Source organism: uncultured Jatrophihabitans sp. (genome assembly GCF_964251945.1).
GTDB lineage: Bacteria > Actinomycetota > Actinomycetes > Mycobacteriales > Jatrophihabitantaceae > Jatrophihabitans.
Genome location: NZ_CAXULP010000002.1, coordinates 337,323 through 352,342 on the forward strand (window position 1 = coordinate 337,323; position 15,020 = coordinate 352,342).

General features: G+C 70.4%; 10 protein-coding genes and 1 pseudogene. 2 read left to right on the forward strand and 9 right to left on the reverse strand.

The window, feature by feature from the left end; all coding sequences use genetic code 11:
* Positions 1–4 precede the first annotated feature (4 nt).
* On the reverse strand, positions 5–2,905 hold the full coding sequence (gene secA / locus ACFFBG_RS06525; protein WP_375476852.1) for a preprotein translocase subunit SecA: 2,901 nt from the start codon (positions 2,903–2,905) through the stop codon (positions 5–7).
* A 90-nt stretch (positions 2,906–2,995) separates the two neighbouring features.
* Here secA and ACFFBG_RS06530 point away from each other — a divergent pair, with 90 nt between their 5' ends.
* Positions 2,996–4,144 carry a GNAT family N-acetyltransferase gene (locus ACFFBG_RS06530; protein WP_375476854.1) on the forward strand — a complete coding sequence of 383 codons (1,149 nt, stop codon included), beginning with the start codon at positions 2,996–2,998 and terminating at the stop codon, positions 4,142–4,144.
* Here ACFFBG_RS06530 and hpf read toward each other — a convergent pair.
* The 8 genes and pseudogenes from hpf to ACFFBG_RS06570 form a co-directional block, all read right to left on the reverse strand.
* Positions 4,120–4,791 (reverse strand): ribosome hibernation-promoting factor, HPF/YfiA family, encoded by a 672-nt coding sequence (gene hpf, locus ACFFBG_RS06535; protein ID WP_375476856.1) that lies wholly within the window; start codon positions 4,789–4,791, stop codon positions 4,120–4,122. The two genes, ACFFBG_RS06530 and hpf, sit on opposite strands and share 25 nt — an antisense overlap.
* A 103-nt stretch (positions 4,792–4,894) precedes the next feature.
* Positions 4,895–5,644 (reverse strand): ComF family protein, encoded by a 750-nt coding sequence (locus ACFFBG_RS06540; protein ID WP_375476858.1) that lies wholly within the window; start codon positions 5,642–5,644, stop codon positions 4,895–4,897.
* Positions 5,645–5,757: 113 nt separating this feature from the next.
* Entirely contained in the window at positions 5,758–7,518 is a 1,761-nt protein-coding gene (locus ACFFBG_RS06545) for an LpqB family beta-propeller domain-containing protein (RefSeq protein WP_375476860.1), read from the reverse strand.
* Complete coding sequence (gene mtrB / locus ACFFBG_RS06550; protein WP_375476862.1) at positions 7,515–9,143, reverse strand: MtrAB system histidine kinase MtrB; 1,629 nt, start codon at positions 9,141–9,143, stop codon at positions 7,515–7,517. The genes ACFFBG_RS06545 and mtrB overlap by 4 nt, the downstream gene beginning before the upstream one ends.
* Before the next feature lie 67 nt (positions 9,144–9,210).
* Positions 9,211–9,900 (reverse strand): MtrAB system response regulator MtrA, encoded by a 690-nt coding sequence (mtrA, locus tag ACFFBG_RS06555; protein ID WP_375476864.1) that lies wholly within the window; start codon positions 9,898–9,900, stop codon positions 9,211–9,213.
* 72 nt (positions 9,901–9,972) lie between these two features.
* Positions 9,973–10,773 (reverse strand): class I SAM-dependent methyltransferase, encoded by an 801-nt coding sequence (locus ACFFBG_RS06560; RefSeq protein ID WP_375476866.1) that lies wholly within the window; start codon positions 10,771–10,773, stop codon positions 9,973–9,975.
* Between the two features lie 117 nt (positions 10,774–10,890).
* A complete protein-coding gene (gene ahcY / locus ACFFBG_RS06565; RefSeq protein ID WP_375477226.1) occupies positions 10,891–12,360 on the reverse strand; it encodes an adenosylhomocysteinase in 1,470 nt (489 codons plus the stop codon).
* 273 nt (positions 12,361–12,633) lie between these two features.
* A pseudogene (locus ACFFBG_RS06570) lies at positions 12,634–12,822 on the reverse strand (MerR family transcriptional regulator); the annotation flags it as partial.
* Between the two features lie 115 nt (positions 12,823–12,937).
* On the opposite strand from ACFFBG_RS06570, the gene ACFFBG_RS06575 reads away from it, so the two are divergent.
* Positions 12,938–15,004, forward strand: a complete 2,067-nt coding sequence (locus ACFFBG_RS06575) for a putative bifunctional diguanylate cyclase/phosphodiesterase (RefSeq protein ID WP_375476868.1) — start codon at positions 12,938–12,940, stop codon at positions 15,002–15,004.
* Positions 15,005–15,020 lie beyond the last annotated feature (16 nt).

Genomic DNA, 15,020 nt, shown 5'->3' on the forward strand with positions numbered 1-15,020 from the left:
CGGGTCAGCGCTTGCGCTTGTTCCGGTTGTTCGACGACTTGTTGCCGCGGCTGCCGCGGTTGGGGTTGCTGCGGTTCGGCGACCGCTTGGCGCCGTTGGCGGCCGGCTTGCCGTCCGCGCCGGTGGTGACGGCTGGCGAGTCCGAGCCGAGCGCGGGCGCGCTGTAAGTCAGCCCGGAGTCGCCGCCCGAGCGGTCCAGGCCCTTGGCTCGGATGTGCGGGGCGCCGGCGGACTCGTGTTGCTCCTGCGCCGCCTCCAGCAACGCCAGGTCGAGCTTCGGCTCGCCGCCGAACGCCTCGGCGAGCGCGGCGTTGTCCGGCTCGTCGACCGCGTCGCCGGCGGCCGCCCGGCCGGCGCCGCCGGCCGCGAGCGCACCCGCCGCGCTGTTGGACCCGCCGTCGGCATCGTCTGGCTCGACCTCGACCTCGAGGTTGAACAGAAAGCCGACGGATTCCTCCTTGATGCCGTCCATCATCGCGGCGAACATGTCGAAGCCCTCGCGCTGGTACTCGACCAGCGGGTCGCGCTGCGCCATCGCACGCAGCCCGATGCCCTCTTGCAGGTAGTCCATCTCGTACAGGTGCTCGCGCCACTTGCGGTCGAGCACCGACAGGAGCACGCGCCGCTCAAGCTCGCGCAGGACCTCCGCGCCGAGGTCTTCCTCGCGTTGGTCGTAGCCCGCCTGGGCGTCCGCGACGAGCTCCTCGACGAGGTATTCGCGGGTCAGGTCGGACTTCTCGCCGCCGGCCTGCTCGATCGCATCGTCGAGCGTCAGCGAGATCGGGTAGAGCGTCTTCAGCGCCGTCCAGAGCTGCTCGAGCTCCCACTCCTCGGGGTAGCCCGACGCGGTCGCGCCCTCGACGTAGCTGGTGACGACATCGGTGATCATCGGCCGGATCTGGTCGCTGAGATCGGCGCCCTCGAGCACCTGCCGACGCTCGCCATAGACGACGGTGCGCTGCTTGTTCAGCACCTCGTCGTACTTGAGGACGTTCTTGCGGATCTCGAAGTTCTGCTGCTCCATCTGCGTCTGCGCCGACTGGATCGCTTTCGAGACCATCTTCGCCTCGATCGGGACGTCTTCTGGCAGCCGCAGCATGTTCATCATCGCCGCGACCCGCTCGCCGTTGAAGCGGACCATCAGGTCGTCGCCAAGCGAGAGGTAGAACCGCGACTCGCCCGGGTCGCCCTGCCGGCCGGCGCGCCCGCGCAGCTGGTTGTCGATGCGCCGCGACTCGTGCCGCTCGGTGCCGAGCACGTACAGGCCGCCGAGCTCGACGACCTCGTCATGCTCCTTCTCGGTCTCCGCCTGCGAGTGCTCCAACGTCTCGGCCCACGCGGCCTCGTAATCCTCGGGCGTCTCGTCCGGGCTCAGGCCCTTCTCGCGCAGCGCGAGGTCGGCGGCGAACTCGGGGTTGCCGCCGAGCATGATGTCGGTGCCGCGGCCGGCCATGTTCGTGGCGATCGTGACGGCGCCCTTGCGGCCGGCGTTGGCGATGATCGCGGCCTCCCGCGCGTGCTGCTTGGCGTTGAGCACCTCGTGCGGGATGCCCTTGCGCAGCAGCAGCGACGCCAGCCGCTCGGACTTCGCGACGCTGGCCGTGCCGACCAGCACCGGCTGGCCCTTGTCATGCCGCTCGGCGATGTCGTCGACGACCGCGGCGAACTTCGCGTCCTCGGTCTTGTAGATGAAGTCGGTCTCGTCGAGGCGGATCATCGGCTGGTTCGTCGGGATCGGGACGACGCCGAGCTTGTACGTCTGGTGCAGCTCGTTCGCCTCGGTCTGCGCGGTGCCGGTCATCCCGGCGAGCTTGTCGTAGAGCCGGAAGTAGTTCTGCAGCGTGATGGTGGCGAGGGTCTGGTTCTCCTGCTGGATCTGCACGCCTTCCTTGGCCTCGATGGCCTGGTGCATGCCCTCGTTGTAGCGGCGGCCCTGCAGGACCCGGCCGGTGAACTCGTCGACGATGAGCACCTCGCCGGTGTTGACGATGTAGTCCCGGTCGCGCTTGAACAGCTCCTTGGCCTTCAGCGAGTTGTTCAGGTAGCCGACGAGCGGCGTGTTGGCGGCCTCGTACAGGTTCTCGATGCCGAGCTGGTCCTCGACGAACGCGACGCCCTCTTCGGTGACCGCGACGGTGCGCTTGCCCTCTTCGACCTCGTAGTGCTCGTCCTTCTTCATCCGCGGCGCGAGACGCGCGAACTCGAGGTACCAGCGCTGGTTCTCCTCCGCCGGGCCGCTGATGATGAGCGGCGTGCGGGCCTCGTCGATCAGGATCGAGTCGACCTCGTCCACGACGGCGAAGTTGTGCCCGCGCTGCACGAGGTCCTCCAACGACCACGCCATGTTGTCGCGCAGGTAGTCGAAGCCGAACTCGTTGTTCGTGCCGTAGGTGATGTCGCAGGCGTAGGAAGCCTGACGCTTCTCCGGTGGCAGGTCGTTGAGGATCTTGCCGACGGTCAGGCCGAGGAACCGGTGGACTCGGCCCATCCAGTCGGCGTCGCGGCTGGCGAGGTAGTCGTTGGTCGTGACGACGTGCACGCCCTGGCCGGCCAGCGCGTTCAAGTAGACCGGCAACGTGGAGACGAGCGTCTTGCCCTCGCCGGTCTTCATCTCGGCGACGTTGCCGAGGTGCAGGGCGGTGCCGCCCATCAGCTGGACCTTGTAGTGGAACTGCCCGAGGGTGCGCCGGGCCGCCTCGCGCACGACGGCGAACGCCTCCGGCAGCAGGTCGTCGAGGGTCTCGCCGTCGTCGAGCCGCTCGCGGAACGTGTCGGTCAGCTCGCGCAGCTCGGCGTCGGTGAGCTCGACGTAGTCGTCCTCGAGGGTCTCGATGTGATCGGCGATCGCGGACAGCCGACGGACCTGCTTCTGCTCGCCGGCGCGCAGCATCTTGGCTAGAACCACGGGTGCCATCGTACGGGCCGCGAGCGGCGGGCACCTGCCTACCGACGGCTCGTGCCGCGCCGGATGCCGTTTCTGGCAGGCTGGCGCGCCGTGGGGCGCTACCGGGAGGTCGAACTGGACGACCTCGAGCTCACCGGCGAGCGGCTGCTGCTGCGCCGCTGGCAGCCGGGCGACGCAGGGCGGGTGCAAGCGATCATGCGCGACCCGTCGATGACCGATTACCTGGCCCTGCCGAGCCCGTACACCGCGCAGGACGCCCGCGAATTCGTCACCGAGTTCGGCCACGAGGGGCGCGGCGCGGGCACCGGACTGGGCAGCGCGGTCGTCGAACGGGGCGCCGGCCGGCTCGTGGGCGCGTGCGTGCTGCGGCTGAGCGGCGACCCCGAGATCGGGTTCTGGATCGCGCCGGACGCCCGCGGGCTGCGCTATGCCCGCGAGGCGACGGCCGTGCTTGCGCAGTTTGCGTTCGAGCGCCTCGCCCTGCCGCGGGTGCGACTCGTCTGCGACGTGCGCAATGTGGCCTCGGCCCGCTCGGCGATGGGCGCCGGATTCCGCTTCGAAGGCGTCGGCCGGCACGGCGTCCTGGGCGGCGGGCGCAACGGCGTGCCGGTCCGCCACGCCGACCTGGCCCGGTTCGCGCGGCTCGCGAGCGACCCGCCGGGGCCGGTGGCGCCGGCGTTCGCGCCACTGCCCGACGGCGGGCTGAGCGACGGGGTGCTGCGGCTGCGGCCGTTGCGGCCCGAGGACGCGCCGGCGTATCTGGCGGCCGAGGACGCCGAGGCGACCCGCTGGGGGTTCACCGGTGAGGCGATGTCGGCGGACGACGCGAAGACGGTGACGCGCCGCGCCGGGCTCGACTGGCTGACCGGCCCGGCCGCCCGGTTCGCGCTCGAGGACATCGAATCGGGCCGCTTCGCCGGGGAGCTGATGGTGCGCCGCAGCGGGCCGCCGCAGGTCGGCGGGATCGGCTACACCGTGCACCCGGACTTCCGCGGCCGCGGCTACACCGCCCGCGCCCTTCGCCTGCTCGCGCCTTGGGCGTTCGAGCAAGCCGGATTCGCCCGGCTCGAACTCGGCGCGAAGGCGGGCAACATCGCCTCGCAGAAGGCGGCGCTGGCCGGCGGGTTCGCGCACGAGGCGGTCCGACGGGGGCGGCTGCGCGATCCGGACGGCACGTTCAGCGACGAGATCTGTTTCGCCCGGTTCGCCGGCGGTCAGGTCATCCGGATGAGCCCGTAGTCGTAGGCGTGCCTGCGGTACACGACGCACGGCCGGCCGCTGTCCAACTCGTTGAACAGGTAGAAGTCGTGCCCGATCAGCTCCATCTCGAACAGCGCTTGGTCGACGGTCATCGGCGTCGCCGGATGTTCCTTCTCGCGCACCACGCGGCCCGGACCCGCGTCGGCGCCGTCCACGCCGCCCGCTCCGTCCACGCCGCCCGCTCCGTCCACACCGCCGGCGCCGTCGACGCCGCCGGCGCCGATGCCATCAGGGTCGTCGAGCAGCAGATCGGGAAGCTCCGCGGCGACCTGCGCGAGGGAGGGCGGGGTGCGCCGGCCGTGGTGGATTCGCCGGCGGTCCGCGGCCTGCCGAAAGCGCCGCTCCAGCCGGTCGGCGGCGAGGTCAAGCGCCTTGTAGAAGTCTTCGGCGCAGGCCTCTGCGCGGACGACCGGCCCGCGGGTGCGGCAGGTGATCTCGACGTGCTGGCAGCTGCCGTTCTGTCGTGGGTTCTTCTCGTGCTGCAGCTCGACATCCGTTCGGATGATCTTGTGGTCGTACCGTTCGAGCTTGCCGAGCTTCTCGGCGACGTGCTGGCGATAATGCTCGGGCACGACGACGTTGCGACCTCGAACGACGATCTCTTTGCTGCCCACGACAGTGTCCATGCGACCTCTGCGATGCTCGGGGCGCCGGCGGCAGACACGCGCACGATCGGTGGTACGTCGGCGTGCGCGGGGGCCGGTCAGCGCCATATCGGTCAGGTCGTTGTCACGCTAGACCGGTTGCCTGGGCGGTGCCAATGGCCGATTCATCGGCTCGCTGTGCCCGACGGTCCAACTGCGTCGCCGCGACAACGGCCGCGCCGAGCACGTCCCAGCCGGCCGCTCGCAGGGCGCGGTCGGCCTCGCGCAGGGTCGCGCCAGTCGTCACGATGTCGTCGACCACCACCGCGGACCAGCCCGGCGGCGCGCAGCGGGCGGTCATCGCGCCGGCGAGGTTCGCCGCCCGGTCTGCGGCCGGCAGACCGGCTGAGTCGAGCACCGGGCGGTCCAATGCCAGCGCGGCGGCGACGCGCAGCCCCCGTTCGCGAGCCGCGAGCCCCGCCAGCCGCTGGACGTGGTCGCCGCCGCGCGCCGCCGCGACCGAGCGGGCGGATGGCACCGGCGCCAGGGCGATGCGGGACACGCCCTTCGGCGCGCCGGCGCCGTCGAAGCGGTCGACACTCTCGAAGCCGTCGACAAGCGCCGCGACGCTGCGCGCGAGCAGCCGGGCGAGCTCCGGCGCCAGATCACGACGGCCCCGCTCCTTGTAGCGCAACAGCGCCGCGCGCACCCCGTCGGCGTATTGCCCGGCCGCAAAGGTCGGCAGCCCGAGCACGTCGGCGCGCAGCACGCCGGCCGGCCGGCAGAGCGCGCACAGCGCGGCGCCCGGCGCCCCGCAGCCCACGCAACGCCCGGGCAGCACCAGGTCGACCAACGCGCCGAACACGGCGACCGGGCGAGTGCGCAGACCGAACATCTGTCGATCGTGCGCTGCCGAGGCCGCTCGCACAGCCGTGTCGAGCCAACTGTGGATGACGGCCGCGATCGGCCCGCCTCCTGTGGACGACGCCCTCGGCCGTCGCTCAGCTGCTAGGTGAGGTAGACGGGCGCGGTGCCCGGCGTTTGCCCCGTGCCGCCCGGCGACTGCCAGATGCCCGACTCCTGCACCCAGACGAACCCGTCGGCCGACACCCACGCCGGAGCCGCGGTGGTGATCGACAGCGTGTCCGGCGCGGCCGGCAGCCCGCCGATGCCGAGGTTCTGCCAGTGGGCGCCGTCCACGCCGGTCTCGAACACCTCGGGCTCGTGGGAGCTCTTGAGGTAGCCGATCGCGAACAGCTTCAGCGAGTCGCTCCAGGCGACGTCTTGGACCACGACTCCCTCCGGGCTGATCGGCTGTTGCAACGCCTCCACCTGCGGTTGCTTGGCCGAGCGGACGACCGTGCCGATGTAGAGCCGCGACGCCCCGTTCGAGCCGGCGAACACCATCGCGATGCGCGAGCCGTCCGGGCTGAAGCGCAGCGCGACCACCCGGCCACCGGCGGCTGACGGAATGGACACGCTGCTCACCTGCGCCGTCTTGCCGTTGGTGACCACGCGGAACACCTGCGAGCCGGCGCCGACCCACACCTCGGAGGTGTCGGCGACGGGCACGCCCGGCGCCCACGTCGGCCGGGAAAGCAGGCCCGTCACCGACGTCGGCCGCGCCACGCCGCCCTCCGTGGCGATCACGAGCCGCTGGGCCGCGCCACTGCCCTGCACCCCGGCGACCGTCAGGCGGCCGGTGCCGCCGGGCCGGGTGACCGCTATCGAGCCGAACGGCAGCGAGCCGTTGCCGAGCGCGCCAGGCAACGGTTTGCCGCTGTCGGCATAGATCCGGCCGTTGCGCAGGTAGTAGACCGCCTCGGCCGCGGGCGGGGGGCCGAGCGCGCTCGGGAACGTTCCGACGGTGAATTGGGCGCCACGCCCCGCGGGAATGGACACCGCCGTGCCGCCGTCGGTGATTGAGAGTTCCGCGCCGTGCAGCGTGTCGCCGAGCGTGTAGGCCAACTGCGCCGCCAACCGGTCGCGCGCCTGGCCGCCGAGCTCGCTGCTCCCGGCGACCTGCACGCGCACGGTGGACGTCCCGGACGCGGTCAGCCGCTTCGCCTGTTCCGGCAGCGTGTCGGTGGCGACGGCGCCGCTCGCGAGATCCTGTCGCGGCCCGGCGGCGAGCTGCGCCAGCAGCCAGCTCGTGAGCGTGCGCTCGTCGGTCTCGGCCGTGTAGCGGACGTCGGGCACCAGGTAGCGATGGATCGCGTCCCAGAAGTACAGCGGGTGCTGGTGGTAATAGGCGGTGAATTGCGCGTCGGTGAGCAGCAGCCCGTTGGCCGGCTGGTCGATGCGGTATTGGCCGTTCACGAGGGCGATGCCGTACTTGAACGTCGCGACTTGGCCGCCGGCGCCCACCCCGTTCAACGTCGGCGTGTAGACCCCCTGCGCGCTGAGCGTGCCGACGATGCGCCCGGTCACCGGCACCGAGTGCGACGTCGCGCTGTACGTGCCGTAGGACAGGTCGCTGACGATCGTCGCGCCGGAGTAGGACCAGCGGTTGCGCGCGCCGCTGGTCAGGAAGGCCTCGCTGGACTTCTGTGTGGACGGGTCGACCGTCTCCGCGGCCAGGAAACCGATCACGATGTCCCGCGGTTGGGCGTTGCGCGGCGGGACGATCGGCGGGTTGACGACGCCGCCGAGCCCGACCGTCTGGATCGTCTGCGGCGTCGACGTGGCCGGCACGCCGCTGCACCCGGCGAGCAACATCGCCACTGCCGCGGGCAGCAGCACGGCGACGCGCCGGCGGCCGGAGCTCATCGCAGGTCCTCTTCGAATTGGTCCTCGCCGACCTCGTCCGGGTCGAGCGGCAGCGGCGAGTGGACGAGGGTGTGGCCGGCGTGTCGGGGCAGCGTCAACCGGAACTGCGCGCCTCGGCCGCGCTCACCCCACGCCTGCAGCCAGCCGTCGTGCAATCGGGCGTCCTCCAGCGAGATCGCCAGCCCCAGGCCGGTGCTGCCGGTCAGCCGGCTGCGCGACTGGTCGCCGCGCCAGAACCGGTTGAACACCAGCCCCGCCTCGCCAGGACGCAGCCCGACGCCGCGGTCGCGCACCGTCACCGCGACCACGTTGTCGTCGTAGCCGATCGTGATCACCACCGGGTTGCCCTCGCCGTGGTCGAGGGCGTTGCCGACCAGGTTGCGCAAGATCCGCTCCACCCGCCGCACGTCCATGTCCACCGGCACGGGCTCGAGCGGCGCGTCGACGACTATCTCGCTGCCGTGCCGGTCCGCGAGCACGCGGCTGGCCGCGACGACGGTGGAGACGACACCGCCGATGTCGGCGGCCTCGGCGTCCAGCCGGGCGGCCCCGGCGTCGTAGCGGGAGATCTCCAACAGGTCGCCCAGCAGCGACTCGAAGCGGTCCAGCTCGTCGTGGAGCAGCTCTGCGGCGCGGGCCAGCTCCGGCGGGAAGTCCGCACGCGCGCCGTGCAAGAACTCCGCAGCCATCCGCACTGTCGTCAACGGCGTCCGCAACTCGTGCGAGACGTCGCTGGTGAACCGCCGCTGCAAGCGGGACAGCTCCTCGAGCCGGCGGATCTGGCGCTGCAGGCTGCCGGCCATGTCGTTGAACGCCTCGCCGAGGCGGGCGATGTCGTCCGAGCCGCGGGTGTTCATCCGCTTCGACAGGTCGCCGGCGGACAGCTGGCCCGCGGTTTCGGCGGCGATGCGCAGCGGCCGCACCACTTGGCGGGTGACCAGCAGCGCGATCGCCAACACCAGCAGCACGAGCGCCAGCGCGGAGACGAGCACGGTGCGCTGCACCAGGGCGATCGTCTGCTCCTCGTCCTGTAGCGGGAACAGGTAGTACAGCTCGAAGGTGCCGGTGCCGGCCTGCACCGGCTCGCCGACGATCAGGCCCTTCACCAGCCGCCGAGTCGTGCCCTGCGGCACCGGGGCGTATTGCATCGCGAGGTCGCCGAGCTGGACCTTCGAGCGCAACGCCGGGGGGATCGTCGTCGCGTGGCTGCGGTTCTCGCAGTCGGTGTTCGAGCTCGACACCAGATAGATGCTGAACACGCCGACGCTGGTGCCGCCGGCGGTGAGGTCTTCCGAGATCTGCTGCTGGGCGTCGCAGACCTCCTCGAAAACGCCGGCGTCCACCGAGACGAGCACGTCGCGCGCCGTGGTCAGCCCGACGCGGGCCTGGTTGATCGCCGCGTCGCGCTTGGCGTTGAGGACGCCGTGCGAGACCTTGTCGACCAGGAACAGTCCGGTGACCAGCACCACCAAGCCCGCGACAACGACCGTCGTCGCGCCGATCCGCAGGGCGAGCGAGCGGCGCCAGGTCCGCAGGCCGCGGTGGACGACGGCCAAGCCGGCCTGCGCCGCCCCTCGTGCGCCATGGCGCAGCAGTTGGCCAGAACGCCCGCCGCCCGCGGTCACGGTCTCTGCCTCGGGGTCCCCGCGGAAACGTGCAGCGTTCTGTGCGGAGCGTTTTCGTGGGGTGATCTCATGGTGGGCCGGCCTTGTAGCCGACGCCGCGGACCGTCAGGACGACCTCTGGGCGCTCGGGGTCGCGCTCGACCTTGGCGCGCAGCCGCTGAACGTGCACATTGACCAGCCGGGTGTCAGCTGCGTGCCGGTAGCCCCAAACCTGCTCGAGCAGCACCTCGCGGGTGAACACCTGCCGTGGCTTGCGGGCGAGCGCCACGAGCAGGTCGAACTCGAGCGGCGTGAGCGCGACCGGCGAGGCGCCGCGGGTGACCTGGTGCGCCTGGACGTCGATGACGATCGGCGAGTCGGGCGGCCCTATCGTCAGGGCCTCGCTGACGACGTCCTCGTGCTGCCGCAGCCGCGCGCGCATCCGCGCCACCAGCTCCTTCGGCTTGAACGGCTTGACCACGTAGTCGTCTGCGCCGGACTCCAGCCCGAGCACGACGTCGACGGTGTCGGTCTTGGCGGTGAGCATGATGATCGGCGTGCCGCTCTCGGCCCGGATCGCGCGGCACACGTCGAGCCCGGACATGCCGGGCAGCATCAGGTCGAGCAGCACAATGTCCGGCTTGGTGTCGTGAAACGCCTGCAGCGCCCGCGAGCCGTCAGACACGAACGACGGCTCGAACTGATCGGTGCGCAGGACGATGCCGAGCATCTCGGCGAGCGCGGCGTCGTCGTCGACCACCAACACGCGAGGTTTCACGCTGCCATCGTGGCATCTTTCGCAGGTTGTGGGGCAGCGCCGTCCCTGCGCGAGGACAGGCCGGCAGGCTGCTCAGTACGACCGCGTGCCGGTCTTGCGATGGGTCGGGCGGCTGAGCGCGCCCTTGTCGAAGACGATGATGCTGTCATAGACGTGCATGCCGCGGATCGTCTTGGTGTAGCCGTCCACGTCGAACCGGTCGCGCTCGCGCGAGTGCCAGGCGTGTTGCTGATCGATCAGATTCTTGGCGAACTCGATGAACGTGCCTGGGCGTTGGTATCCGCCGCCGTAGTTGTCCCAGTAGCTCGTGTGCAGGTCCTCCATCAACAGCACCCCGCCCGGGCTGATGTAGGGCCACAGTTCTTCGAACGTCGCGATCTGCTGGCCCGCCGTGTGGCCGCCGTCCTCGATCAGCACGTCGATGTGCCCCAGCCGGCGCCCGATGCTCTGCAGGAAGTCACGGTCTTCCTGATCGCCGATCACGACGTCGATGCGTTCCTCGGTGAACTGCCGGCAGCGCTCGTTGATGTCGACGCCGAGGATCTGCGCGCGGCGTCCGAAGTAGTGCTTCCACATCTGCAGCGATCCGCCTTGGGAGACGCCGAACTCCAACACGTTCACCCGCTTGTGCCGGAACGGCGCGAAGTGCCTGTCATAGATGTCGAAGTAGTGCACCCACTTGTGGATGAGCCGGCCCTGGTTGGCGTCGAAGTAGGCCTCAAGCGGATTGCCGCCGGGCTCGCGCCGAGCCAGCAGCGCGTCGCGCCGGGTGAGCAGGGCGTCGCGCCGGGTGAGCAGGGCGTCGCGCCGGGCGCGCAGCGCGCGCACTTTGGCCGAGAGGGGTTTGGTCTTGGCCTTGACGCCACCGGTCAACGTGCCGCTCCAGAACGAAGGGTGCAATGGGTGGGCGAGCCTACAGCTCGCTGAGTCCCACCCGAACCCGCGAGGTCCCCGTCCGGCAAGCCGGACGGGGACCTCGGGCGGGTGCGATCAGTAGCGATAGTGGTCGGACTTGTACGGCCCCGCGACGTCGACGCCGATGTACTCGGCCTGCCCCTTGGTCAGCGTCGTCAGCTTCGCCCCGACCGCGTCGAGGTGCAGCCGGGCGACCTTCTCGTCCAGGTGTTTCGGCAGCGTCGTGACGGTCGGCTTGCCGTCCACGATGTAGTTGTCGGGGTTCTTGTGAATCTCGATCTGGGCGATCGTCTGGTTGGCGAACGAGGCGCTCATGACGAAGCTCGGGTGGCCGGTGGCGTTGCCGAGGTTCAGCAGCCGCCCCTCCGAGAGAACGATGATCGAGTGGCCGTCCGCGAACGTCCACTCGTGCACCTGCGGCTTGACCTCGACCTTGTGCACGCCGGGCGTCTTGGCCAGGCCGGCCATGTCGATCTCGTTGTCGAAGTGGCCGATGTTGCCGACGATCGCCTGGTGCTTCATCTTGGCCATGTCGTCGGCCATGATGATGTCCTTGTTGCCGGTGGTGGTGACGAAGATGTCGGCCTTGCCGACGACGTCCTCGAGGGTGGCGACCTCGATGCCGTCCATGGCCGCCTGCAGCGCGCAGATCGGGTCGATCTCGGTGACGACCACGCGGGCGCCCTGGCCGCGCAGCGCGTCGACACAGCCCTTGCCGACGTCGCCGTAGCCGAGGACGACCGCGAGCTTGCCGCCGATCATGACGTCGGTGCCGCGGTTGATGCCGTCGATGAGCGAGTGCCGGCAGCCGTACTTGTTGTCGAACTTGCTCTTGGTGACCGAGTCGTTCACGTTGATCGCCGGGAAGAGCAGCGTGCCGGCGCGCTCGAACTCGTAGAGCCGGTGGACGCCGGTGGTGGTCTCCTCGGTGACGCCGATGATGTTGGCGCCCATCCGGGTGTACTTGCCGGGCTGCTCGGTGATCGAGCGGCGCAGCAGGTCCAGGATCACCGTGTACTCCTCGGAGTCGGTGTCCTCGGCCTGGGGGACGACGCCGCCGGCCTCGTACTCAGTGCCCATGTGGATGAGCAGCGTGGCGTCGCCGCCGTCGTCGACGATCGAGTCCGGGCCCGAGCCGTCGGGCCAGGTGAGCATCTGCTCGGTGCACCACCAGTACTCCTCCAGCGATTCGCCCTTCCACGCGAACACCGGGACGCCCTGCGGGTTTTCCGGCGTCCCGTTCGGGCCGACGACGATCGCCGCGGCCGCGTGGTCCTGGGTGGAGAAGATGTTGCAGCTGACCCAGCGCACGTCGGCGCCGAGCGCGGCAAGCGTCTCGATCAGCACAGCTGTCTGCACGGTCATGTGCAGCGAGCCGGCGACCTTCTTGCCCTTCAGCGGCTGCGTCGGGCCGAATTCCCGGCGCAGCGCCATCAGGCCCGGCATCTCGTGCTCGGCCAGCTGGATCTCCTTGCGGCCGAACGCGGCGAGGGCGAGGTCCTTGACCTTGAAGTCGTGGACGCTGCCGGCTGAGTCCGGGGTCAACGTGATAGTCACAGGTTCTCCTTCGATGGGTGGGTGGTCGTGCGTCAGCGGGGTTGCCGTGCTGGTGCGCGGGCTGCTGGTGTGCGGGCTGGTGGTGTGCGAGCTGGTGTGCGGGGTGGGGCCCCCGGTCGGCGCGCCGCCTTCCGCGGCAAGCCGGCGGTAGATGCCCGCCTGCGGCGGCGCGGCAGCCCGGTGCATCGGCCCGAACCACTCGTCGACGGCCCGGGCGAGCTGTGGATCGGTCCGCATCCGCAACTCGAAGGCGATCTCGGTGATCCCGATGTCGTGGGTGTCGATCAGCTCGCGCAGTCGTTGCAGCCGCTCGATGTGCCGGGGGCCGTAGAGCCGGTGGCCGCCGGGGGTGCGGAACGCCGCGACCAGGCCGGCTTGCTCGAGATAGCGGAGCATGCGCTGGGACCAGCCGGTGGCGTCGGCTGCCTGGTTCATGCTGAGCGACTGCATCGCGGGCAAACCTACCACAGTCGTGTCAATTTTCTTGTGATTACACAGAGTGGCAACCGGGCATAAAATTACTGTTAGGTTCGATGGCGAACTTTGTGACCGTGAGGCCCCGCGAATGAGCCGTGCACCGAGTTTCACCCTGCGTCGCCTGACGGTGTCCAGCGTCTTCTGGTACGTCTCGGTGCTGCTCGGCTGGCCGTTGCTCGCCGTCGCGCTGGTCGAGATGTGCACGACCTCGCGGATCGCCTTGGCGCCGGCGTTCGGCATGACGGCCGCGCTCGCGGTCCTGCTGGAGCTGCGGCCACTGGTGCAGGGCCGCGGCCACGACCCGAACGGCGTGGTGATGTCGACGGCGTTCATCTTCGCGCTGATGTCCGTCTGGGGCCCGTGGCCGGCGATCGTCATGGTCGGGATCGGCTCGCTCGCCTCAGACCTGCGCGCGCGAAAGCAGTGGTGGAAGGTCCTGTTCAACCCGGCGCAGTACGCGATCTCCGCCGCCGCAGCCCACCTCGTGCTGACGCTGTCCGCGGAACACCATCCGACGTTGTCCCAGCCGAGCGAGCGCTTCGACCTTCCCTCGCTGGGCTGGCTGGCCGCGGCGTGGGTCGTCTACTTCGTCGTCAACGACGCGCTCGTGTCCGGCGTTTTGGCCTGGGACGGCGGGTTCGTCGGCAACTTCTTCGACGACTTCTGGCACACCGCGCTGATGACGCTCGCGGTGCTGGCGATGTCGCCGCTCGTGCTGATCGTCGGCGTCTCCGAATGGCAGCTGATGCCGCTGCTGCTCATCCCGCTGCTCCTGCTCTACAGCACCGCGCAGGTGGCGCTCGCTCGCGAGCACGAGGCCGGCCACGACGCGCTGACCGGCCTGCCGAACCGGTCGACGCTGAAGTTCGCCGTGGACGAGGCCTTCGCCGCCCACGTCCGCGACAACAGCTCGTTCGCGCTCATGCTGATCGACCTCAACGACTTCAAGCGGGTGAACGACACCCTGGGCCACCAGGTCGGCGACCTGCTGCTCGTCCAACTGGCCGACCGCCTGCGGAGCGCGATCCGCCCCGGCGACGTGGTCGGGCGTCTGGGCGGCGACGAGTTCGCCGTGCTGGTGCACGAGGTCGACGAGATCGAGGCGCGTGTGGTCGCCGAGCGCATCCGCGCGTCGATCTCGGACTCGGTCGCGATCGACACGCTGACGTTGGAGGTCAGCCTCTCGCTGGGCATCGCGATGTGCCCGGCGCACGGCGTCGACGGCACGACGCTGCTGCGGCGTGCCGACGTCGCGATGTACCTGGCGAAGGAGCGGCGCAGCGCCGTCGAGATCTACTCCCCCGAGCGGGACGAGAACTCCGCCGATCAGCTCGCGCTGCTGGGCGAGTTGCGGCAGGCGCTGCTGGCGGATGAGATCCAGCTTCATTACCAGCCGAAGGTCGCCGCCGCGGACGGCCGGCCGCTCGGGGTCGAGGCGCTCGTGCGCTGGCAGCACCCCGCCCGCGGCTTCCTTCCGCCCGAGCAGTTCATCCCGCTGGCCGAGCGCTCCGGGGTGATGTCGCTGCTGACCGCGAAGATCATCGAGCTCGCGCTCGGCCAGGCGGCGACCTGGCGCGACCAGGGCCTCGACCTGCCTGTGGCGGTGAACATCTCGCCCGCCGATCTCGTCGGCGCCGCGCTGCCGGACCTCGTCGCCGGGCACCTGCGTCGCCTCGGCCTCGCGCCGGCTGCCCTGTCACTGGAGATCACCGAGCGGATGGCCACCAGCCAGCTGGACGAGGCCACCAGGACGCTGACCGCGCTGCGCGACATGGGTGTGCGAATCAGCCTGGACGACTTCGGCACCGGCTACTCGTCGCTGGCGCGGCTGAGCTCGCTGCCGGTCGACGAGATCAAGATCGACCGGACGTTCGTGGCCGCCATGGCGCAGAGCGACACGGCCGTGCGCATTGTCCGCGCATTGATCGACCTCGCGCATGCGCTGGACTTCCCGGCGATCGCCGAGGGCGTCGAGACCGCGGAGCAGTGGCGGGTGCTGCGGATGCTGGGCTGCGACAGCATTCAGGGGTGGCAGGTCGCGGGGCCGATGCCAGCGGCCAGCGTCACCGACTGGCTTGTGGCGCGGCAGTCCGACGCGCTCCCGCGGCCGTTGCCGCAGGACGAGCCGAGCGGCCTGTCCGCGTCCGTCGGCTGACTCCGTTCTTTTTCGG

What these genes read in the sequence shown, in the direction of transcription:
- hpf (WP_375476856.1), bottom strand. Translation starts at nt 4,791, where the DNA reads ATGGACACTGTCGTGGGCAGCAAAGAGATCGTCGTTCGAGGTCGCAAC.
- ACFFBG_RS06540 (WP_375476858.1), bottom strand. Translation starts at nt 5,644, where the DNA reads ATGTTCGGTCTGCGCACTCGCCCGGTCGCCGTGTTCGGCGCGTTGGTC.
- ACFFBG_RS06545 (WP_375476860.1), bottom strand. Translation starts at nt 7,518, where the DNA reads ATGAGCTCCGGCCGCCGGCGCGTCGCCGTGCTGCTGCCCGCGGCAGTG.
- ACFFBG_RS06575 (WP_375476868.1), top strand. Translation starts at nt 12,938, where the DNA reads ATGAGCCGTGCACCGAGTTTCACCCTGCGTCGCCTGACGGTGTCCAGC.